20 protein-coding genes are annotated in these 22,530 nt (G+C 48.5%); 16 read left to right on the top strand and 4 right to left on the bottom strand.

What is annotated here, in order from left to right; all coding sequences use genetic code 11:
- The first annotated feature begins 10 nt into the window (after positions 1-10).
- The 5 genes from ruvB to yajC are packed head-to-tail and all read left to right on the top strand — an operon-like array spanning position 11 to position 5,707.
- Positions 11-1,018: a Holliday junction branch migration DNA helicase RuvB gene (gene ruvB / locus PaeBR_RS08220; protein ID WP_410514351.1), complete on the top strand. Its 1,008-nt coding sequence runs from the start codon at positions 11-13 to the stop codon at positions 1,016-1,018.
- A 30-nt stretch (positions 1,019-1,048) separates the two neighbouring features.
- Complete coding sequence (locus PaeBR_RS08225) at positions 1,049-3,154, top strand: SpoIID/LytB domain-containing protein (protein ID WP_410514352.1); 2,106 nt, start codon at positions 1,049-1,051, stop codon at positions 3,152-3,154.
- Positions 3,155-3,163: 9 nt separating this feature from the next.
- A complete protein-coding gene (gene queA / locus PaeBR_RS08230; protein WP_410514353.1) occupies positions 3,164-4,192 on the top strand; it encodes a tRNA preQ1(34) S-adenosylmethionine ribosyltransferase-isomerase QueA in 1,029 nt (342 codons plus the stop codon).
- 21 nt (positions 4,193-4,213) lie between these two features.
- On the top strand, positions 4,214-5,350 hold the full coding sequence (gene tgt, locus PaeBR_RS08235; RefSeq protein WP_410514354.1) for a tRNA guanosine(34) transglycosylase Tgt: 1,137 nt from the start codon (positions 4,214-4,216) through the stop codon (positions 5,348-5,350).
- Between the two features lie 45 nt (positions 5,351-5,395).
- Positions 5,396-5,707, top strand: coding sequence for a preprotein translocase subunit YajC (gene yajC / locus PaeBR_RS08240; RefSeq protein ID WP_410514355.1), 312 nt, complete (start codon positions 5,396-5,398; stop codon positions 5,705-5,707).
- 100 nt (positions 5,708-5,807) lie between these two features.
- Here the strand turns inward: yajC and PaeBR_RS08245 are convergent, their stop codons facing one another.
- Positions 5,808-6,644: a phosphatase PAP2 family protein gene (locus PaeBR_RS08245; RefSeq protein ID WP_410514356.1), complete on the bottom strand. Its 837-nt coding sequence runs from the start codon at positions 6,642-6,644 to the stop codon at positions 5,808-5,810.
- Positions 6,645-6,736: 92 nt separating this feature from the next.
- Complete coding sequence (locus tag PaeBR_RS08250) at positions 6,737-7,129, bottom strand: TIGR04086 family membrane protein (RefSeq protein WP_410514357.1); 393 nt, start codon at positions 7,127-7,129, stop codon at positions 6,737-6,739.
- A gap of 206 nt (positions 7,130-7,335) precedes the next feature.
- On the opposite strand from PaeBR_RS08250, the gene PaeBR_RS08255 reads away from it, so the two are divergent.
- Positions 7,336-8,094 carry a YetF domain-containing protein gene (locus PaeBR_RS08255; protein ID WP_410514358.1) on the top strand — a complete coding sequence of 253 codons (759 nt, stop codon included), beginning with the start codon at positions 7,336-7,338 and terminating at the stop codon, positions 8,092-8,094.
- Between the two features lie 2 nt (positions 8,095-8,096).
- Here PaeBR_RS08255 and spoVB read toward each other — a convergent pair whose 3' ends face one another.
- Positions 8,097-9,692 (bottom strand): stage V sporulation protein B, encoded by a 1,596-nt coding sequence (gene spoVB, locus PaeBR_RS08260; RefSeq protein WP_410514359.1) that lies wholly within the window; start codon positions 9,690-9,692, stop codon positions 8,097-8,099.
- A gap of 190 nt (positions 9,693-9,882) precedes the next feature.
- Between spoVB and PaeBR_RS08265 the strand changes: the two genes are divergently transcribed.
- The 6 genes from PaeBR_RS08265 to PaeBR_RS08290 all read left to right on the top strand — a co-directional run bounded on the left by PaeBR_RS08265 (position 9,883) and on the right by PaeBR_RS08290 (position 16,493).
- Complete coding sequence (locus PaeBR_RS08265) at positions 9,883-10,134, top strand: post-transcriptional regulator (protein ID WP_410514360.1); 252 nt, start codon at positions 9,883-9,885, stop codon at positions 10,132-10,134.
- Positions 10,135-10,276: 142 nt separating this feature from the next.
- Positions 10,277-11,527 (top strand): protein translocase subunit SecD, encoded by a 1,251-nt coding sequence (gene secD, locus PaeBR_RS08270; RefSeq protein ID WP_410514361.1) that lies wholly within the window; start codon positions 10,277-10,279, stop codon positions 11,525-11,527.
- Entirely contained in the window at positions 11,517-12,419 is a 903-nt protein-coding gene (gene secF / locus PaeBR_RS08275) for a protein translocase subunit SecF (RefSeq protein ID WP_410514362.1), read from the top strand. Before secD ends, secF begins: the two co-directional genes overlap by 11 nt.
- A gap of 117 nt (positions 12,420-12,536) precedes the next feature.
- The gene (locus PaeBR_RS08280; RefSeq protein WP_410514363.1) at positions 12,537-13,502 is read left to right on the top strand and encodes a cation diffusion facilitator family transporter; all 966 of its coding nucleotides are present in this window, start codon (positions 12,537-12,539) and stop codon (positions 13,500-13,502) included.
- A gap of 30 nt (positions 13,503-13,532) precedes the next feature.
- The gene (gene recJ / locus PaeBR_RS08285) at positions 13,533-15,932 is read left to right on the top strand and encodes a single-stranded-DNA-specific exonuclease RecJ (protein ID WP_410514364.1); all 2,400 of its coding nucleotides are present in this window, start codon (positions 13,533-13,535) and stop codon (positions 15,930-15,932) included.
- Positions 15,933-15,974: 42 nt separating this feature from the next.
- Complete coding sequence (locus PaeBR_RS08290) at positions 15,975-16,493, top strand: adenine phosphoribosyltransferase (RefSeq protein ID WP_410515119.1); 519 nt, start codon at positions 15,975-15,977, stop codon at positions 16,491-16,493.
- 770 nt (positions 16,494-17,263) lie between these two features.
- Here the strand turns inward: PaeBR_RS08290 and uraA are convergent.
- Positions 17,264-18,571: a uracil permease gene (uraA, locus tag PaeBR_RS08295; protein WP_410514365.1), complete on the bottom strand. Its 1,308-nt coding sequence runs from the start codon at positions 18,569-18,571 to the stop codon at positions 17,264-17,266.
- Positions 18,572-18,877: 306 nt separating this feature from the next.
- Between uraA and PaeBR_RS08300 the strand changes: the two genes are divergently transcribed.
- The 4 genes from PaeBR_RS08300 to PaeBR_RS08315 all read left to right on the top strand — a co-directional run bounded on the left by PaeBR_RS08300 (position 18,878) and on the right by PaeBR_RS08315 (position 22,442).
- Positions 18,878-21,058: a RelA/SpoT family protein gene (locus PaeBR_RS08300; RefSeq protein WP_410514366.1), complete on the top strand. Its 2,181-nt coding sequence runs from the start codon at positions 18,878-18,880 to the stop codon at positions 21,056-21,058.
- 22 nt (positions 21,059-21,080) lie between these two features.
- Positions 21,081-21,524, top strand: coding sequence for a D-aminoacyl-tRNA deacylase (dtd, locus tag PaeBR_RS08305; protein WP_410514367.1), 444 nt, complete (start codon positions 21,081-21,083; stop codon positions 21,522-21,524).
- A gap of 168 nt (positions 21,525-21,692) precedes the next feature.
- Complete coding sequence (locus tag PaeBR_RS08310; protein WP_410514368.1) at positions 21,693-21,848, top strand: hypothetical protein; 156 nt, start codon at positions 21,693-21,695, stop codon at positions 21,846-21,848.
- Between the two features lie 162 nt (positions 21,849-22,010).
- On the top strand, positions 22,011-22,442 hold the full coding sequence (locus PaeBR_RS08315) for a hypothetical protein (RefSeq protein WP_410514369.1): 432 nt from the start codon (positions 22,011-22,013) through the stop codon (positions 22,440-22,442).
- The last annotated feature ends 88 nt before the right edge of the window (positions 22,443-22,530 follow it).

The following is a 22,530-nucleotide window of genomic DNA, read 5'->3' on the forward strand; positions in this document are numbered from 1 at the left end:
TGTTGAAATTATGGATGACCGGATTATATCCGCAAACTTAATGATGGGTGAGCAGGCGGTAGAGCTTAGTCTGCGTCCCCGTTTTCTAGGGGAGTACATCGGACAGAATCAGGTTAAAGAGAACCTGAAAATATATATAGAAGCAGCAAAAATGAGAAGCGAGGCGCTGGATCATGTGCTGCTGTACGGGCCCCCGGGACTCGGTAAAACAACGCTGGCGAATATTATCGCCAACGAGCTGGGTGTCAATCTTCGGACAACCTCAGGACCTGCCATCGAGCGGCCGGGCGACTTGGCGGCACTCCTGACCAATCTTCAGGAGGGGGATGTGCTGTTCATTGACGAGATTCACCGCCTGCACCGGACGGTTGAAGAGGTTCTGTATCCGGCAATGGAGGATTTCGCACTGGATATTATGATTGGTAAAGGTCCCAGCGCCCGCTCGGTGAGGCTTGATCTGCCGCCGTTCACGCTGATTGGAGCTACGACCCGGGCCGGGCTGCTGTCAGCACCGCTGCGCGACCGTTTCGGTGTTGTCAGCCGTTTGGAATTCTATACAATTGATGAACTTAGCTTCATAGTATCGCGCAATGCTGATCTTCTGGGAATTGAAATCCTGGGTGATGCCGCTGAAGAGGTTGCTTTGCGTTCACGGGGGACTCCGCGGATTGCAAACCGTTTGCTGAAGCGGGTACGTGATTTTGCCCAGGTCCGTGGCGATGGAATTATAACCCCTGAAATTGCCGGTGAAGCCCTCAGGATGCTTCAGGTTGATCCGCGAGGACTTGACAGCATTGACCACAAAATGCTGCATTCCATGATTACAAGCTTTCGTGGCGGCCCAGTAGGACTGGATACCATTGCCGCAACTGTGGGCGAGGAGAGCCAAACCATTGAAGATGTGTATGAGCCTTATTTGCTGCAAATTGGTTTCCTGCAGAGAACTTCGCGCGGACGGATCGTAACCCCGGCAGCCTATCATCACTTAGGCATTCCGATCCCTCCGCAGCAGACCTGAATCAACTACATTTATGAAGGAGGATGCAGGATGAAATCTACAAGGTGGATATGGAAAGGGTTGATCGGGCCAGGCAAAGGGTTGTTGGCAGCTGCGCTGGCTGTGGGAAGCTTTCTGATTCCCTCTGGAAATAGTCATGCCGACTCTAATGCCACGATACGAGTGGCTATTTTTGCTGATATCGGAAGTAAATATAAGTCTACCGTACCAGCGGTATCCCTGCAGTCCACTCAGGACTGGGGTATTCTGTCTCCAAATGGTTCCGGCGCCCCGCTGGTATCCGTTCCAGCCAAAAGCGTTGTGCGCGTCAGTTTTGACAGCTATCGGGTGAAGGTGCTGGAAACTTCTTCCTGGAAAAAGGCAGCAGATGCAGCCAAAAAACTGCAGGCGACCACTGATAAGCCGCTGTTGTTCCTGGCATCCAATAAAGGCGCAAATCTCTATCAGCTTTATACGGGCATGTACGCCAGCGAGAACGCTGCGAAGGATGCCGCGAGCCGGATAAGTAAATCAGGAATCATATTTCCTGAAGGACAAGTTCCTGCTGTAAAAGGAAGCAAACATCTTACAACAGGATCATATCCTACCCAGCAGGAATCAGATTCTGTCCGGGACAGCATTACAGCCTCCGGTTTTGATGCATGGACTGTTATTCTCCCCGCAGATGGCAGTATGAGATATGAGGTTTGGATCGGCGAAGCTGCAAGTGACAGTGAATTGATTACTCTTCAGACGTTAGTGGCGCAAACCCTGCCTCAGCTTACGTTATCGCCAAGCACAGTATCCTCAGGCGGATTAATTCTCCGCACGGATGCGGGAATGGACTTGGAAACCGAAGGACAAGCCCCCCATTACATGGTATCCGGAAACGGGAATACATTTGTTGCTGCCGGCAATGATGCCGGAATTCAGCTTACGGAAAGATCGAAACGGAAGTACCGTGGAGATCTGGAGCTTAGCGGATTGAATGGATCTCTAGCTGTGATCAATGAAGTGCCGCTGGAGAAATATTTGTATTCTGTCGTCGGCGGCGAGGTATCCTCGGGATGGGCCGCTGAAGCGCTTAAGGCCCAGGCAGTAGCTGCCCGAAGCTATGCACGGTCCCAAGGAAATCGCTTTGATGTAGCCAACGTGGTCGATACGACCTTAAGTCAGGTTTATAACGGCATTGGAGCTGAGGCTCCGGTTATAACCAAAGCTGTTGATGCTACTGCGGGTGAAGTTCTGATGAGCGGCGGCAAGATCGTCGAGGCGGTATTTTCCTCCAACAGCGGCGGTTTTACTGCAGATCCCTCTGAAGTGTGGGGGAATGGCGGGAATGCGTTCGGAAGTGTGGCAAGCCCTACGGATATCTCGGCTGCTGCCACCTCGAAATACTGGTATAATATAATGCTGCAGGATGGCACGGTTGGTTATGCGCGGGAAGATAATGTTAAATTAACAGGCGCAAAGACTTCCGGAGGACTTGAGTTGCTAACTGCAACAACCCAGGGTGTGAATGTGCGTCTGCTACCGATTATCCAGAGCGATGTCAATCCGGTCGGTAAGCTGAACCCTGGCGAGAACGCAGTTGTGCTGAATAAGGTGCTGGAATCCGGCAGCTACAGCTGGATTAGGGGGCCTTATACTTCAACAGAGCTTTTAAAAAGTCTTCAAGGAAAAACGAGCGGTACACTTCCTTCCTCTATTATAAGTCTGCAGGTTACACAGCGTGGGCCATCAGGAAGGGCTGTTCAAGTCAAGGCCAACGGCGGAATCCTGAATGTGAAATATCCGGATTTATTCCGTTCGGCTTTTAACGGATTACCCAGCACATTGTTTGATATTGTGCCTTCCGCCAGTTATACTGTACTAGGCGCTGACGGCTCTACCGCAACGGTTTCCAGTTCTCAGAACGCAGGGGTGCTCTCTGCGTCGGGTAAGGTAAACGTTAACGGGAGCGGAACCGTGATTATGGGCGGAGATTCCGCGGCCAGAGTAATTAGCAGCAATCCTGGCTTCCTGTTTATCGGCAGGGGCTTTGGTCATGGACTTGGCATGTCCCAATGGGGTGTGAAAGGCATGGCTGACAGCGGGTATGATTACAGACAAATTTTGCAACACTATTACCGCAACGTTACTATAGTTAAGGAATGAATACTAACAATGAATGTAGATGCCTATGATTTTCATTTGCCGGAGGAACTGATCGCACAGACTCCACTTCAAGATCGAAGCGCCTCCCGGCTGTTGACGGTGAATCGGCAGAACGGCAACCTGGCTCACCGTCATTTTACAGATATTGTAGATGCTTTACAGGCAGGAGACACTCTCGTACTGAATGATACGAGAGTTATTCCTGCGCGACTCTTTGGATTAAAAGAGGATACCGGAGCGAAGGCGGAGGTTCTGCTTCTGAAGAGTCTTGGTGAGGATCGCTGGGAGGCTCTTGTGAAGCCGGGAAAAAAGCTGAAGACAGGCGCTGTTATCGTCTTCAGTGGGGAATTGCGCGCTGTTATTGAAGAAGAAGAGGATATGGGCGGCAGGACCCTGCGTTTTATTTATAAGGGTATTTTCCAGGAAATTTTGGACAGGCTGGGAACAATGCCGCTTCCCCCCTATATTAAAGAGACACTGGATGACCGTGAGCGTTATCAGACAGTGTATGCCCGCCATGACGGTTCGGCAGCGGCCCCTACAGCAGGACTGCATTTTACCAAAGAACTTCTGGAGCAGATTTCTGCTAAAGGTGTAAGTATAGCCTATATTACACTCCATGTTGGGCTGGGTACGTTCCGTCCCATGTCGGTTGAGCGGGTTGAAAAGCATGTGATGCATGCCGAGTACTTCAGTTTGTCCAAGGAAACCGCAGATACGCTGAATGCTGCCAGAGACAGGGGTGGACGGATCATAGCCGTAGGAACGACCTCTTGCCGCACCCTGGAGACTGCCGGTAACTTGTGTGAAGGCGGTCCGCTGAAGGAATGCAGCGGCTGGACGGATATTTTTATATATCCGGGTTATCAATTTAAAGTAGTTAACGCGCTGATTACGAACTTTCACCTGCCTAAATCCACACTGGTTATGCTGGTCAGTGCTCTAGCCGGCCGGGATCATATTCTTAACGCCTACAAAGAAGCAATAGCGGAGGAATACCGCTTCTTCAGCTTTGGCGATGCAATGTTCATTTATTAAGTAAGAGGATGGTATAAACTAATGGCAGCAATTACTTATGAGCACATCAAAACGTGCAAACAATCCGGAGCCAGACTCGGCAGAGTCCATACTCCTCATGGTGTTATTGAGACACCAGCTTTTATGCCTGTCGGCACACTTGCCACAGTCAAAACAATGAGCCCTGAAGAACTGAAGGAAATGGATGCTCATATTATTTTGAGCAATACGTACCATCTGTTTCTGCGTCCGGGGCATGATATTATCCGTGAAGCCGGCGGGCTTCATAAATTCATGAACTGGGACCGTCCCATTCTGACTGACAGCGGCGGGTTTCAAGTCTTCTCGTTAAGCGATATGCGCAAGATTACGGAAGAAGGCGTTCACTTCCGTTCCCATCTGAATGGCGACAAGAAGTTCCTTTCTCCGGAAGTGGCGATGGAAATTCAGAATGCGCTCGGTTCTGATATTATGATGGCCTTTGACGAGTGTCCTCCCTTTCCAGCAGAATATGATTACATTAAAAAGTCTTTGGAACGAACCTCGAGATGGGCTGAGCGTTGCCTGAAGAGTCATGCCCGTCCGGAAGATCAGGGGTTGTTCGCTATTATTCAGGGAGGCATGCATGAGGATTTACGCCGCCAAAGCGCGGCTGATTTGACTTCCATGGATTTCCCGGGGTATGCTATTGGGGGGCTCAGCGTCGGAGAGTCCAAGCAGCTAATGTATGAAGTGCTGGATTATACCGTTCCGCTGCTGCCGCAGAATAAACCGCGCTATTTGATGGGCGTTGGTTCACCTGATGCACTGCTTGAAGGATCGATTCGGGGTGTAGACATGTTCGACTGTGTTCTGCCTACCCGCATTGCCCGCAATGGAACGACGATGACCAGTCAGGGAAGACTCGTTGTACGCAACGCTCAGTACGCCCGTGATTTCGGGCCGCTAGATCCGGAGTGTAATTGCTATACCTGCCGGAATTTTTCCCGCGCTTATTTGCGCCATCTGATCAAAGCAGACGAAACATTCGGATTGCGTTTGACGACATACCATAATTTGCACTTCCTATTGGAGCTAATGCGTAAAGTGCGTGAAGCGATCATGGAAGATCGGCTGCTTGATTTTCGCGATGAGTTTTTTGCACAATACGGATTATATGATAATCTTAAAGGCTTCTAGGTACTGGATCCGTGCTTTAAATGCACTTTGAAAGGGGGGAGAAATATGTTTCAATTTGCAGCAGCTGCCCAGTCTGGGAGCAGCATATTGGGTCTTGTAGGCCCGTTTGTACTAATGTTTGTGGTATTCTACTTCTTGCTGATTCGTCCGCAACAGAAGAAGACCAAAGCCCGTAATGGTATGCTTAGAGCTCTGAAAAAGGGTGACAAGGTGGTCACAATTGGCGGCCTTCACGGCACGATTATGGAAATTTCCGATGATATCGTGGTTCTTCGTGTAAATGATGTTACCAAGCTGACTTTCGATCGCGGTTCTATCAGTCACTCCATTAATCCGGATGTGGAAGAGAAAGAGTAGTGAAGCGTTTAGTCTGCAGGTAAGGAAGAAGCAGCGTCTTTATCTCTTAAGGAGAGAAAGCGCTGCTTTTTTTGATGGATTTTTAGTTTATTATGGCAGGTTATCCATTTGATGCGCGGCTTCGTACGGCGATGGCGTTCTCTCCGCTGCGGAGTGTCAGCCTGGAAAGTTGTACCCCGAGGCTGGAAGCAAGAATAGCCAGCAGCGTGCCGCCTAACATATCGGTCAGCCAATGAATGCCGAGATAGAAAATACCGAATACTATCATGATAGCACTGATGCCGGTAATGATCATCCACCGCCGGTTGCCGGACCGGAAGGCCAAAAGGGCCATCGTGACAGAGATAGAGGTATGCAGACTTGGGAAGCAGTTATTAAGACCGGATAAAGCCCTGTATTCCTGCTCAAATCTGGGGAATACATCCAGCATCACAAATCTGACCCCTGCCGGAGGATAAGACCAGACCTCATTCACCGGGAAGTATAAATAAAAGGGTATGGCAATCGTGTAGTTTAAAATGATGGCATAGCATGTAGCATAGAGCATCAGGCGGTTGTTTTCCAGCAAATATAGGCCAATTGAAGCGGCCAGCACAGATTGAAGCATGAAGATGTAGAAGAAGACGATAATTGGCGTGAGCCAAGGGCTGTAGAACAATTGCTGAAAACTTTGCACAAAATGCCCTTCCAGTCCAAACATAAATGCTGTGAAGTCGGAGGAAAGCTGCATTTTTGTCTCAATCTGGAGTTCGTATTTATTCAGGGCAAGCACACCAAACATTGCCGCAAACAACAGCAGAAACTTATAAGACCGCAATAATTCCCTTACAAGTTCAACCAAAGCTAAGATAGGGCTGCGCCGAGTAGTTATCCAAATAAGCAACACTACGATCACAACCGTGTAAAGAGCAACATAATTCATGGATTGGTAAAGCAAAGGAATCGAAGCCTCCTTGATTACTAATGATAAGATGAACACAGTTTATCATATTTTTCGGGAGACGGTTCGATTTTTGGAAATAAAAACTCTTAAGCTTTTTGTAAATTTACACCGAACATTCCTCCGAGCGCTCCCAAGGCTGCAGCGGCCATAACCCAGAGCAAATCAGCTCCCGAGAGGGCGCTGTCGAGGGCCAGAAAGCCGATAAGGAGGATTATGATTCCGTAGAATCCGCCTGTAAGGCTTCCTTGGTACCAGCCTTTACGTCCTGCTCTTTGGCCTGCGGTAAGGCCTCCGAATATAACAGCCAACCCATGCACAATGTAGGTGTACATCGAAAGATCCTTCTCCTGAAGCCCGCTGCCCCATAACAGCAATGAAAGTATAAAGGCTCCCAGCAGCATCCAAAGGAAAGATCGGCAAATGCCGGATAACACAGGATTGGCTATTCTCCATGAGAACAGGCGCCGGATTATATACATGCTTCAACCTCCTTTTTGATAAACAACAGTTACTATTCATTCTATGGAGTGGCTTGCCCCATTAGTACAAGGCTGGCTTGTAGTTTTACCAGTAATTAATAAGCTCCCTTCCGAATGTTACCTGAACAGGTCGGTCAGAATAGAACTACATTGTTACATCCGCTGATAAATGGCCATGGCGGGTTAGACCGAGGGGGCGAAGCAATATGTTCAAGCATATTAGCACACACATTTTCCTGACTATGCTGATGTATTTCTTCATATTTTTGTGCATGCGGATCATGGGGAAGCGCGAAATCGGGAAGCTGTCGGTGTTTGATCTGACCATTTCCATCATGATCGCAGAGATTGCCGTGTTTGTTATTGAGGATATTGAACGCCCGATTTACGAGGGGATTGTGCCAATGGCGACATTGGTATTTATTCAGGTGATTATTGCCCAGCTTAGTCTGAAGAACAGAAAGCTTAGGTTATTAATTGACGGAAAGCCCGATGTGCTCATCTCTGATGGTAAACTGAACCGTAAAGAAATGGGGAGGCAAAGGTATAATCTCGATGACCTTCTGCTCCAGCTGCGCGGAAAAAATATCAATAGCCCGGCGGATGTAGAGTTTGCGATATTGGAGACCAGCGGCCTACTGACGGTTATTGAAAAGTCAAAGGATGAATCCTGTTCGAATCAGTCGGGGCATAGCTGCCATAATACTGATGATAGCACTGTCAAAAAAGCAAGTGAGAACAGCATGAAAATTTCGTCGCAAAATAGAATCAGGTATGAAGGATTACCGGTACCCTTGATTATGGACGGCAAGGTTCAAAATGCGAATCTGGAGATGATCGGAAAAAACAGGTTCTGGCTGCGAAGTCAAATCCGCCAGAAGGGTGTCCAGGATTTCCGTGATGTATTTCTGTGTTCAATAGATCACAAAGGTGTCGTTTACGTTGATCCCATTCGTCCCGATTAATGTTAGCGCCAGCGCTTAATAAAGGGCAAACGTTCCAGATCACGCAGAGAGATAAGTCCGGCAATTAAAGAAATAACAAGATAGATAATTACACCTAAGAAGGCAGCAAATATAAATTGAACCCACTGGATATCCGAAACAGGAACGGAGTTGTACACAAAGTGCAGCCCTGCAGCCATAATGACCATTGCCGCACCCGTCTTGATCAAATCCGTCAGCTTCAGCGATAAAGACAGCTGTGAAATTACACTATAACCGTGCAGTAAGGTAACAAGAATGCTGTTGGCAATAATTGCGATAATAGCACCGTAGATTCCATACTCAGGTCTTGATGCCAGAATTAGAATGAGCAGGATTTTAATGATTGCACCGATCAGGGTATTGAGTAGTGCCCGCCCAGGCCGGTCCATAGCCTGCAGTGCGGCTTGCAGCGGGGCCTGTACGTACAAAAAGAGTGCGAAAGGCGCCATAAGGCGCAGCATCGGAGCTGTAGCTGCGTTGCCGTACAGCAAGCTGCACAGGGGATCAGCCAGAATGTACATAAGAACAGCAAAAGGTGCTCCCGAGACTAACGCAAGCCGAAGTGCCTGATGCATTCGTTTATGGATCGTCGGCAGATCTTGTCGTGCAGCAGCCTCCGAGAGTGAAGGGACGAGAGAGACGGCAAGGGATGACGTCAGCACTCCCGGAAGAAGAAGCAGTGGAATAACCATTCCTTGCAGTGCTCCGTATTGAGCGGTAGCTGCCGCCGTAGCTATTCCGGCAAAGGCAAGGCTGCGGGCAGTAATGATCGATTCAAGTAAATAGGAGAAGGACCCTACGAGCCTTCCTGCAGTTACCGGAATCGATATCCTGATTAATCGGTGCAGTAAAGAGCTGTTCCGTGACACATCTTGCTGCACCGAAGCGTCTGCAGGTGAGGATTCAGCAGTTGCGGTGAAGGGAGAATCGTTCTTCTTGTCCCTTTTCCCGATAGCATAATGCTGCCACAGCAATGCGAGCATACCGGCAATTTCACCAACGGTCACACCGAGCATAGCTCCCGCAGCCGCAAAAGCTATGCCTTTCGGAAGCAGCAGCCAGGAAAGCCAGAGCATAAAGAAAGTGCGTATGATCGTCTCCAGGACAGAGGACAATGCGGAGGGTATCATATTTTGTTTACCCTGGAAATAACCGCGGTACACCGCTGAAACGGCCACGATACCAATCATCGGAGTCATGCCGACAAATGTATAATAAACACGGCTGTCCGTCAAAAGGACATTAGCAACCCATGAGGCGCCTATCAGTGCGATTGCCGTAAAGAGGATGCCAAGACCGAGGCTCAGGGCAAGTCCTGTTCTCAAAATCTGCTGCGAACGTTCAGGCCGGTGTTCCCCTTCCGCTTCAGCTACCATTTTGGCGATTGCAAGCGGTATGCCTCCGGTAATAATCGTGACCAGCACCAGAAAGAAGGGATATCCGAGCTGATACAGGCCGACACCCTCGGCACCAATGATACGCGGAAGAGCAATCCGGGGGATAAAGCCCAGCATACGGTTCAGTATGCCGGCAGCAAGCAAGATTAAGGTTCCTTGAATAAAGCTCTGTTTCCTCAAAGGGCACTCCTTCTTCCAAAATGGAATGGACTTTATTGAACTTGTCTTTATTATGGATATGCAAGTCCTGTCCTGTATGATGCTTCCCTTATGTCACAACATTTGCTATCTTAAGAAGGTATGAGGGATACATGAGTCGAAATACTTACAGTACGCATACGTAATACGAGGTACTTGGAGGTGTCATCACGTGGAATCGGAGCAATGGAACCATGACAAATTAAGCGGAGAGATCGAAGCCATGTGCCGCAGCAAAGCGGAGGAATTCCGGCTCCTCGGCTATGAGTACGTAACCGGTAAGGACATATGGGACTGCATCAGCCGTAATTACGCCAAAGACGGAACGCCTCCTTTACACAAACTGGTGAATGACATTTATTCGTTGAAGATCAATAGTTACATGAATTATTTAACAATTGCCGCTTATCGGGGATTGAACTGAATAATATGAAAACGGATGGCATGCTTATTCATTGAGCGGTGCCGGCCGTTTATTTTTTTGTCAATGCTCACTCGAATTGACGGTCATTTCGCACGTAGCTATAATAGGAATATTGAGTTATGAAAGGGGAACAAGCAAGAGCATGAAAAGACTTATGAGCTTCATTGTTACCGTAGCCGTCTTGATGGGCGTTATGGTATTCACTACTCCCGGATTGTTGGACAAAGTCCGGCTGGGTCTTGATCTGAAGGGCGGCTTTGAAATTTTGTATGAAGCAGAGCCGATGCAACAGGGACAGGCAGTGACTCCGGCCTCGCTGCTGAAAACGGCGGAAAGCCTGGAGAAACGTGCCAATGCGATGGGAACAAGCGAGCCTGAGGTGACTACGGAAGGCACGGACCGCATCCGGCTGAAAATTGCGGGCGTCACTGACGAGGGTGAGGTACGTAAGAAGATGAAAGAACCTGCGGTTCTGACTTTTCGAAGTGCTGCCGAAGGCGACGCACCCGGAACCTACAGCAAGATCGAACTGGTGGGCAGTGACTTTGTTGAAAATGCTGCGGAAGTCGGACGGGATAACCTTAACCAGCCGGTCATCAGCATCAAAGTAAAAGACAAGGCCAAGTTCGCAGAGCTTACTAAGAGGCTGCTCGGCCAGAACCTTGCGATCTATCTGGATGAAACTAAACTATCAGATCCTGTGGTAAGAGCTGAACTGACCGATGGCAGTGCATCCATCTCCGGCAATTATACGGTTGATGAAGCTCGCGCCCTTGCCGATACAATCAATCTCGGAGCACTTCCTCTGAAGCTTACCGAAAAGTATTCACAAAGTGTAGGTGCAACTCTGGGTAAACAATCTCTGGATCAAACCGTAAAAGCGGGTCTTGCAGGCTCCCTGATCATTCTGATCTTCATGATCGGCATGTACCGCTTGCCCGGTGTGCTTGCCAGTTTTGCGTTACTATTGCATACATGGCTTTTGATACTTGTATTCGTTATAGCCGATTTCACACTGACACTTCCTGGTATTGCCGCGTTTATTCTCGGTATAGGGATGGCGGTGGACGCCAATATTATTACGAATGAACGGATCAGAGAAGAAATGCGCAGCGGAAAAAGCATCCTCTCTTCGGTCAAAGCAGGCAGTAAATCCTCTTTCCGCACCGTTATGGACGCCAATATTACAACCATTATCGTTGCTGCTGTTATGTTCGCATTCGGTACCGGCGCGGTAAAAGGCTTTGCATTGGTTCTGATCGTAGAAATTGTGCTCAGTATCGCTACGAACCTTTACTTCTCCCGTTGGTTGCTGAATCTTCTTGTTAAAGCAGGAACGCTGAACAAGCCGAAGCAATTTGGGGTTAAGGAGAGTGATATCCGTGCGCTTTAAGAAAGAGCTTGATTTTGTACATTTGAGTAAGTTTTTCTATATATTTTCCATCGCGCTAACGGTTATGGGCTTGGTTTTTCTGGCAACATTCGGTTTGAACTATAGCGTTGACTTCAAGGCAGGCTCGAACGTCGACGTAGCATTGTCAAAGAATATTACCGTGGAGCAAATCCGCTCTGCAATCAGTGGGATTGGTATTGACAGTGAACCAACCATCACTCAGGGTAATCAACGGGTTAACATTCGATATGATGAGGTTCTTACTGATATTCCGGATGCGAAGCTGAAAAGCGCAATTCTGAAGCTGGATGACAAGGCTTCGTTCGAAATCAATACCGTTGATACAGAAATGGCCAAGGAATTGGCGAGAAATGCGATCTATGCGGTGCTCATTTCCTGTATCGGGATTATTATTTACGTCAGCATCCGTTTTGAATGGCGTTTTGCCCTGGCGGCTATTGTGGCCTTGATCCATGATTCTTTTGTGGTAGTGGCCGTCTTTTCCATCTTCCGTCTTGAGGTTGATCTGACTTTCATTGTAGCGGTGCTTACTATAATCGGTTATTCCATTAATGACACGATTGTTATATTCGACCGTATCCGCGAGAATTTGCGGTTTGGCAAACAGAAAACTTATGAGGATCTGAAATTACTCGTGAATAAGAGTGTGTCCCAGACCCTTATGCGTTCGCTTTATACGGCATTCACGGTGTTTATCGCTGCATTCTTCCTGCTCATATTAGGAGGAGCCTCCATTAAGATGTTCTCGCTTGCTATGGTAATCGGGCTGCTCTTTGGAGCCTACTCCTCCATATTTATCGCAAGTCCTCTATGGCTGCTTCTTAAGAAGCGTCAAAAGGTTAGTGTTAAAAGCAACCCAGCCAAGATATAAAACATCATTACCTGGAAAGCCGCGTCAAAGGCGACGCGGCTTTCTAAATCTTGAAATGAATGGCCGTATCTATTAATTCATCATGAGATTACTTGTAGTGGTAAGGAGGGGCCCAAAATGAATGACAAACGTTCGCCGCAAAGTGAGACGGCTGCCTGGACAGGTATCGTCAGCGATGTCGCTCTGGCTATAGCTAAGGGGGGGATCGGCTACGTTTCGGGCAGTAAGGCATTAATGGGTGATGCATTATATTCGGGAGCAGATGCCGCAGCAAAGCTGACAGAAGTGCTTCCATGGCGTCCAGGACCCGTTCGGAAAGGTACAACTTATACGCGGTCGGAAGAACAGGAGAGTAGCAAGGAACCGCTTGTAGCTATCTTATTTTCCGTATTAATACTAATGGGTGGATTGCAAATCGCCTTTTCGGCGATCCGTGATTTAACAAAAGGCCATTTGTCCTCACCAGGGCAGTTTGCGTTGGTTACGGTGCTAATCTCGATTTTGCTTAAGGAAGCAGTGTTTCAATATCAATATCGCCATTTCAAAAAGCTTGGTGACGGCAGTCATACCGCTTATGCTGATAACCATAGGTTCAGTCTCTATACTTCCCTTACGGTTTTAATAGGGATTGCGCTGTCTTTAGCAGGGGATTTTCTGGATTGGCATCCTTTATTGTATATGGATCCTATTGCCGGACTCCTAACAGCCTGTCTGGTTCTGCGAAAAGGATATTTTCTCATTACGAGCTCGATTTACGGCAAGGAGATGCAGGAGTTTCCTCATCCGGATGCTGCCAGTTTCATCGAAACCGTTCAGCGGGTACAAGGTGTAATCCGGGTAGAGCATTTAAAGGCACTGGAGAAGGGACGTAATGTAAATCTTCAGGTAAGGATAAGTGTGAATCCGCGCATTACGGTTATGGAAGCCCAGGATATATCAGAATGCGCCAAAAAGCTGCTTATGCATCGCTTTGTTCATGTTGATGTTGTCCAAATGGATGTAGTGCCTTATGATCCGGGATATCCCTATAAAAGTAATCATGAATTAATAGATAACGACGACGTACCAAGGTTGCTCCAATAGTACTGTAAGGTGAGAGAAAGGTGAGTTCTATTGCTTCATTCAAAAAACAAGTGGCACTCTCCGGCAGCCGATTCCAATGCTATAAGGGATTTGGCCCGGAGCCTTTCTATTTCTCCGCTGTTATCCTCTCTGCTTATTACCCGGGGAATAACAACGGTTCAAGAATCTTTGTCTTTCATGGATGGCGGGGCCGATGAGCTTCATGATCCATTTCTGCTGAGAGGGATGTCGGAAGCGGTTCCCCGAATCCGCAGAGCGCTGGAAGAGGGAGAGCATATCCTTGTCTACGGTGACTATGATGCTGATGGTGTATCAAGCACATCGCTGATGATTTTTTTGCTGCGTTATTTGGGTGCCTCCTTCGATATTTATATCCCGCACCGCTCCAACGAAGGGTATGGCCTTCATAATCATGCGCTGGACTGGGCGGTCCAACAAGGGGTTTCGCTTTTAATCACAGTAGATACAGGTATTAGTGCCTTTACTCAAATTACATATGCCAACGAGCTTGGAATAGATGTTATTGTGACCGACCATCATGAACCTCCGGAGATCCTTCCTCCAGCCTTTGCACTGATTAATCCGAAGCTTCCCGATTGTCCATATCCCTTTAAGGGGCTGGCCGGTGTCGGTGTTGCTTATAAGCTGGCTCAGGCGCTGCTTGGCACCGATATCCCTCCGGAGTGGAGTGAAATCGTTGCAATAGGTACGATTGCGGATCTTATGCCGCTTTTGGGTGAGAACAGGGCGCTGGTACGCAGTGGATTGGCCAGTATGAGAGCGTCGGAATTTCCGGGTATTCGTGCATTGCTGGAGGTTAGCAGTGTCACAATGGACACCGTTAGCGCAATGAATATTGCGTTTGGAATGGCGCCGCGCATTAATGCAAGCGGCCGATTGGATCATGCTGGTCGGGCTGTAGCATTGCTTACCACGGAGCAGATGGAAGAAGCTCAGGATTTGGCTGGAGAACTGGATCTGCTGAATAAAGAGCGTCAACTGGTTGTGGAGAGAATAGTGGCTGAAGCGATTGCCAAGCTGGAGCGAAAGAGCGGGAATGGAGAGTTGCCGAATGTAATTGTACTGGCTGGAGAAGGCTGGAATGTGGGGGTTGTCGGTATTGTTGCCTCCAAGCTGCTGGAGCGATATTACCGGCCAGTCATTATTTTAGATATACATCCGGATACGCGCATGTGCAAAGGCTCGGCCCGTTCCATACCCGGTCTGGATATTTATGCGGCGCTCTCTTCCTGCAAGGATCTTCTGGATCACTATGGAGGTCATCCCGCAGCGGCAGGCATGAGTCTGCATAGTGACGCTTTGGAAGCTTTCGCTGCTGGACTGGAGAGCTACGCTTCCGCTGTACTGAAGCCGGAGCATTTTGTACCCGTTATAGCTGCAGATGCGGAAGTTGCCATTTCGGAATTGACACTTCAAGCCGCTGCAGAACTGGATAAGCTTGCACCCTTCGGGATGTCCAACCCCATGCCAAGGTTTATTGTCCGGGGAGCCACCGTGAAAGAGACTCGCACAATGGGCCAGGGAGGCAAGCATCTGAAGCTAGTGCTCCAGCAGGGCCGCCATAGTATTGAAGCCGTTGCTTTCGGAAAAGGAGAACTGGCGGGTCTGCTCCCGTCAGGCACGACTATTGATGTCCTTGCGGAATTGTCAGTCAATGAATGGAACGGCTCCCGCAAAACACAGCTGATGCTGCAGGATTTGGCGGTACAGCATGTCCAAATGTTCGACCTTCGCGGTGCTGCTGACTCCGTGAAGCAAGCGCAGCAAATCAGAGATGTTCTGCTTCCCTACAGCGGCAAGGGTCCCTATCGTGCAGCGGCAGTGCTGCGCAAGGAACAGATGACGCAGAGTCCATTGAAAGGGATATCCCTTTGGGTATATGATAAGGAAGCTGGAATTACTGCCGCTGCTGAGGATAGGGAAGAAGAGACAAGCGGACGTACTTCATTGCTGTGCCTGCTGGACATGCCGGAAACTCCGGAACAACTGGATGCTGTGCTGGCCGCTGTCTCGGAGGCCGATAATGTTGCCTTGCTTCATCCGGTCAAGGAAAGCCGTGAACGGCTGCTGATTCCGACTCGAGATCATTTTAAAGCGTTATATAAATTACTTGCTCCGATTGCTGCGAAACCTGTACCGGAGCATGAGGCGCTGCTGCGTCTATCCCGTCAGTCTCCGCTGAGCATACGAATGCTGACGATGATGCTGGATGTATTCGAGGAGCTTGGCTTTATCGAGCGTGAGCAAGGATTCATATCTTTTGTTACAGAGCCTGAAGCCAAAAGCTTGACGGCTTCACAGCACTTTATACGACTGGGCCAGATCGCAGAGATGGAGCAATATTTTATGGAGAGCAACCCGTCAGAGCTGCAGGACTGGATGAACTCCCGCCGTCTCGGGGTATCGTAGAACTGAAATCTATGCTCACAAACCGACCAGGAGATGATTATGTTGGATTTAAAAGACAGTATTCGGGTAATCCCTGATTTCCCCCAACCGGGTATCAGCTTCAAGGATATTACGACATTGCTTAAAGACGGGGAAATGTACCGCCGGGCCATTAATGAACTCAAAGACCTTGTTGCTCATTTGAAAATTGATGTTATCGCAGGCCCGGAAGCGCGCGGTTTTGTGGTCGGCGCACCTCTGGCCTATGCGCTTGGAGTAGGTTTTGTGCCAATCCGCAAAAGCGGAAAACTTCCTTACGAGACAATTGAGGTTGGTTATGACCTTGAATACGGAAAGGATCGCCTTGCGGTCCACACGGATGCAATCAAGCCGGGACAAAATGTTTTGATTGCCGATGATCTTCTGGCCACAGGCGGAACCATCTCCACCTCCGTCAGTCTTGTGGAACAGCTTGGCGGCAAAGTTGTAGGAGCGGCGTTTCTGATCGAACTGGTGGAGCTCGCCGGCCGCAACAAGCTGCCCGATATTGAAATCGTATCCCTTCTCACTTACGAAGACTAATTTATTGCGGTTTTTCCCGATAACAAAGAGGCTGTCCCATTAGTAGATTATTCTACTGGATGAGACAGCCTTATTCTTTCGTAGTGAGCTTTCCTGCGGAAAGCTTTCGGGCGGTCGCTATCGCTCCTCCAGTTCCAATTTTACCTGATTCTCCTTCGTGACTTCTGCCTTTTTACCTGGAGCGGCAATCGTTCCGTCCTCTCTGCTCAGTTCAGCGTAACCCTTCAGGTCCATCTCAAGCTTTGCTCTTTGATTTACTGGCCTTGCCTTGGCGTATGAGCATTAGCAGGAAAAACTCCCTTTAATTCAGGCAATAAACCGTTTTTAAGAGAATTAAAGGGAAATTATACCACTAATCCGGCCATAATGAGGCGAACACTCACATTAGAGGGAGAAATTCCCGTTAATCCATTTCGTGGGAGTGTTACGTCTCCATTAAGAGGAGAAATTCCCGTTATTTAATAACGCGCCAACACAGCGGAGAGGACGGAACGATTGCGGCGAAGCGGCAGCGGTCGCCCAAAAGCTTTCCGAAGGAAAGCTCTCTTCGAAAGAAAGCTCTCTTCGAAAGCATATGCTGTGTCCGGATTTTTCCGTTAAGCGAAAATTAAATAAAATCCGGAAACAACAGCGATTGTAGCAACGTTCCATTCGCGGAGCGTCCATCAAAACACCCACTTAACTCCTATTCCACAAAGCAAAGGGGCGTCCCTGCAGCCATTTTCCTGGCTTTGAGGACACCCCTTTTTTGCAAATCATTTAAAGATGAATTAATGTGCCGATTTTTCGCCACTGTTGTCTTCGTTGGACAAGCCAAGTACTTCAATAAGCTTGAACAGAAGGGACAGAGCCATACCAACGATGGTAGCAAGAGCCATACCTCTCAGCTGAACCCCGCCGATTGTAAGGGTAGTTCCGCTAATACCTACAACCAGCACCAAAGTAGCTAAAATCATATTTGTGGCTTTGGAGAAATCAACCTTTTGCTCAACGAATATACGCAGACCGGACGCGGCGATTACGCCGAACAGCAGCAACGAAACGCCGCCCATAACCGGTAACGGAATGTTGGCAATCACGGAAGAGAAAGTGCCTGAGAACGAGAGCAGAATCGCAATCACCGCAGCACCGCCAATGACGAACACGGAATATACCTTGGTTAAGGCCATAACGCCTATATTTTCACCGTAAGTTGTGTTGGGAGTGGAACCTACAAAACCGGAAATAATGGTGGAAATACCATTGCCGAACAAGGAACGGTCAAGGCCGGGATCTTTAGCCAGGTCTTTGCCGACGATATTGCTTGTTACAAGCAAATGGCCGATATGCTCAACGATAACAACCAGAGATACAGGGATGATCGTCAGGATAACCTGCCAGTCAAAGGAAGGTGTAGTAAGCGTCGGGGTGGCAAAAAAATGTGCCTTGGCAATCGCAGCAGTATCTACCTTTTGCATAATATAGGCTAAGCCATAACCTGTTACAATACCGATTAGGATGTGAATAATTTTCGGAAAGCCGCGGAACAGAACGGCACCTATGACGGTCACGCCGAGTGTTACCATAGATAAAGTAATTGCGCTTCCGTCCGGGGTCCAGTCCGTTGCACCTTCGGGAGCGATGAGCCCCGCCATGCGGGCTGCAACCGGCACGAGCTCAAGACCGATCGTGGCTACGATGGCACCCATTACCGCTGGTGGAAACACGACGTCGATCCAGCCTGTCCCTGCATAGCGGATAATCAAAGCTACCAGGACAAAAATAACGCCGGTAACGATAAAAGCGCCCAATGCAAGTGAATATCCCTTTTGATGATCGCCTGCATAATTCGCAAGCACGGCCATTACCGGGGAGATAAAGGCGAAGCTGGAACCAAGATACGCTGGAATTTTACCACGGCAGATCAAAATGTAAAGCAGTGTACCAAGACCGTTCATCAGTAGAATCATGCCGGGGTCCACCCCGAACAGGTTAGGAACAAGCACTGTACTTCCGAACATGGCGAACAAATGCTGCAGGCTCAGTAAAAATCCTGGTGCCCAGGGGAGTCTTTCGTTAACTTGAATTTCGCGTTGCAATGGAGTTCACTCCTCTTTCTATTATGTTATGATATATCCTGCGGCAAAAACCGCCTTTACTAGATTAAAGAGAACGCGGCATTTTTACAACAACAATTTCACAAGTGCCACGAATTTGTCCAATGTTGGTGCTTTTGCCTTACATTAATGCCATGGAATGGGAAGTGTTGACGTAATCCGTCGTAAGCGTCATAATTATAGAAAACTTTCTACTGAAGAACAAACGGCATTACGATGATGGAACCTGCAGATTACCAAACCCTTGCGGGTTCATTTTATTATAGAAGGGAAACGGAAACCACGAGAATGGGCATAGAGCGATTAATTGACAAGGCCGGCACCTATATAAAAGAAAAAGATCTTCTCCGCATCCGGGAAGCTTATGAATTTGCTGATCAAGCCCACATTGGGCAGGTGCGCAAATCGGGGGAGCCATACATTCTGCATCCGCTGGCGGTAGCAGATATTGTCGTCAATATGCAAATGGATGTCATATCCATAATTGCAGCTCTTTTGCATGATGTTGTGGAAGATACGACGGTGTCACTGGAGCAAATTCGCGCGAATTTTGGCGATACCTGCGCAATGCTTGTGGATGGCTTAACCAAGCTGGAGCGGATCCGTTTCCGCTCGAAGGAAGAGCAGCAGAATGAGAATTACCGCAAAATGTTTATCGCTATGGCGCAGGATATCCGTGTCATTGTGATTAAACTGGCGGATCGTCTTCATAATATGCGCACGCTGAAATATCAATCCGAGGAAAGCCAGCGCCGCATTTCGTATGAAACACTGGAGATCTTCTGTCCCATCGCTGACCGTCTAGGTATATCGGCGATCAAGTGGGAGATGGAGGATATTGCACTCCGCTATTTGAACCCTCAGCAGTATTACCGTATTGCCAACCTGGTGCATAAGAAGCGGGCGGAACGTGAGCAGTTTATCGATAGCGTTATTGGCCGCATTCGCGCCAAGCTTGATGAAATGGGCATTGAGGGTGATCTCTCCGGCCGTCCCAAGCATATCTACAGTGTCTATAACAAAATGAGCACCAAGAACAAGCAGTTCAATGAGATTTATGACCTGCTGGCCATTCGTATTATCGTGGACAATATTAAAGATTGTTATGCCACACTTGGCATTATTCATACACTTTGGAAGCCGATGCCCGGCCGGTTCAAGGATTATATTGCTATGCCCAAAGCGAATATGTACCAATCGCTGCATACAACGGTGGTCGGGCCCGGTGGAGAGCCAACCGAGGTGCAAATTCGTACTTGGGAAATGCACCGTACAGCCGAATACGGGATTGCCGCCCACTGGGCGTATAAGGAAGGAACCAGCAATAACGCTAATCCGGAGAACCGGATGCCTTTTTTTCGCGAAATCCTGGAGCTGCAGCATGAGGCCAAGGATGCTTCGGAATTCGTAGAATCACTCAAAATGGACTTCTTCTCTGACCTTGTCTTTGTATTTACTCCAAAAGGTGAGGTTATTGAGCTGCCTGTGGGCTCTGTTCCTCTTGATTTTGCTTTCCGGATACATACGGAAGTGGGCAATCGTACAATCGGCGCAAAAGTAAATGGACGGATTGTGCCGCTGGATCATAAGCTGAAGACCGGGGACATCGTGGAGATTCTGACCTCCAAGCATTCTTACGGACCGAGCCGCGACTGGCTCAAGATTGCTCAATCCTCACATGCCCGAAGTAAAATTAAACAATGGTTCAAGAAGGAAAAACGCGAGGAAAATGTCGAAAAAGGCCGTGAATCCATTGAACGTGAGCTGAAGCGTCTTAATGTGGAGGTCTCGGAATGGATTTCTGACGACAAATTGATGGAAGTGGCCAAGAAGTTTGCTTTTAATGATATAGAGGATATGCTCTCGGCAGTGGGCTTCGGCGGGATAACGGCTGCCCAGGTGGCTTCCCGTCTGACGGAGAAGCTCCGCAAGGAGCAGGAGGAAGCAGCCAATCATCTGGAGCTTACTTCGGAGATGAAGGAGATTAAATCCTCCGGAGAGAAGAGAACCCAGCCGACGAATGGCGTTCGTGTGAAGGGCATCGACAACCTGCTGGTCCGTTTTGCACGATGTTGTAATCCCGTACCTGGCGACGATATTATCGGATATGTTACGCGCGGCCGCGGCGTCTCCGTCCATCGTGAGGATTGTCCGAACATACCGGGCGACGGTGACGGCGAGGAAGCGGCTCGGGTCATTGAAGTGGAATGGGAAGGCAGCATCGAGGCGAACTACAGCGTGGATATTGAGGTTACAGGCCATGATCGTAACGGGCTGCTCAATGAGGTGCTGCAGGCGGTATCCGAGAGCAAGACGAATATTTCAGCGGTTACCGGACGCTCCGACAAGAATAAGATGGCGATGATTCATATGACCATTCTTATCCGGAACACGGATCATTTGCAATCGGTAGTGGATCGGCTGAAGCGGGTTAAGGATGTTTATACGGTTCACCGGATTATGCAATAGGTCAAGGAGTTGAAGGGCAGTAATGAGAGTAGTTGTGCAGCGCTGTAAAAGGGCGCAGGTAACTGTCGATGGGGCCATAACCGGCGAAATTGGCGAAGGCCTGATGCTGCTTGTCGGTGTAACCCATGGAGACACGGACAAAGATGCCAAATATTTGGCGGATAAAATAGCAGGTCTGCGAATTTTTGAGGATGATGCAGGCAAAATGAACTTGAGTATTACCGACATAGGCGGAGCTATACTGTCCGTCTCGCAGTTTACTTTATACGGGGACTGCCGCAAGGGCAGAAGACCGAATTTCATGGCAGCTGCCGCTCCGGGCGAAGCGGAACCTTTGTATGAATATTTTAACCAGGAACTTACTGCCGGGGGTATCCGTGTGGAGACCGGAATTTTTGGGGCCATGATGGATGTGTCGCTGGTCAATTGGGGTCCTGTTACGCTAATTCTCGATAGCCGGGGATAGGCTGCTAATTGAATAACAATAAGCTACCCGTAAAACGGATGGTACGCGTTTAATTCCCCACAAGGAAGAGCGTGTGTTATCCGTTTTTTGGTGTGGATAGAGCGCTTTTCGACTGGATAAACTAGGAACAGCGGTAACAAATAACTACAGCATACAAGGGGCCCAGTCATGAGACAATCCTATAAAGCATGGGTATGGCGGAGTATTCCTGCGCTGGCGACAGGAAGTCCGGCGGAAGCTTATGCGGCAGCCAAAGAAAATGAAGTTCCGAAGGAAGTTCCCGTATTGAAAGGAAGGAGCCGCAATCTCCTGCCGCGTACTTGAAAAACTAGTGAATCTCCCTGTTTAAGTTAGAATGCGATCTATAAAGGGTAATAAAAAGACGAGAACATAACGATGTGGTGAATGCTGGCGCTGAGTTCAGGGATGAAGAGGTTGTAATCGATGGCAATAATATTACATCACGAACACTAAGGAGGGAATGACATGACTAAGAGAATCCAGGCGTACTTCAAAACCGAGGATGAAGCGGAAGGCGCAAAAACATCATTGATTTCGTACAATGTGGAAGGTTTAGAGGTATGGCCGCTTACTGACCCTTTAGAACGGCGTGACCGTAATATTCTGATGCCATTGGTTCCGTTGAATAATGGGGGTATGGCAGGCGGAGCGTTTGGAACCCTGGGTACAGGATCTCCAGGAGCGGTGGCTATTGTGCCGGGTATCACTGATTCTGAATCTCTTAATGAAACGGACAGCCGGTCTAACACAAATGAGGCAAGGGACAATATATTGTTCCATGATTCCGATTTGGACGATGTTCATTACGTGATGGATCTTAAGGTGGGAGAACAACATTACAGCGAGGTCATTGATGTTTTACGGGGCAAAAATGGCTATGTCGAGGTTTTTGACTAAGTGAAGACACCTAATGACAGGAGATCCATCATATTAAAACGCTTTCTTTTCTGTAATACAACCGTAATATTACATTCATGATTCCTTA

Source organism: Paenibacillus sp. BR2-3 (assembly GCF_046529485.1).
Taxonomy (GTDB): Bacteria; Bacillota; Bacilli; order Paenibacillales; family Paenibacillaceae; genus Paenibacillus_AQ.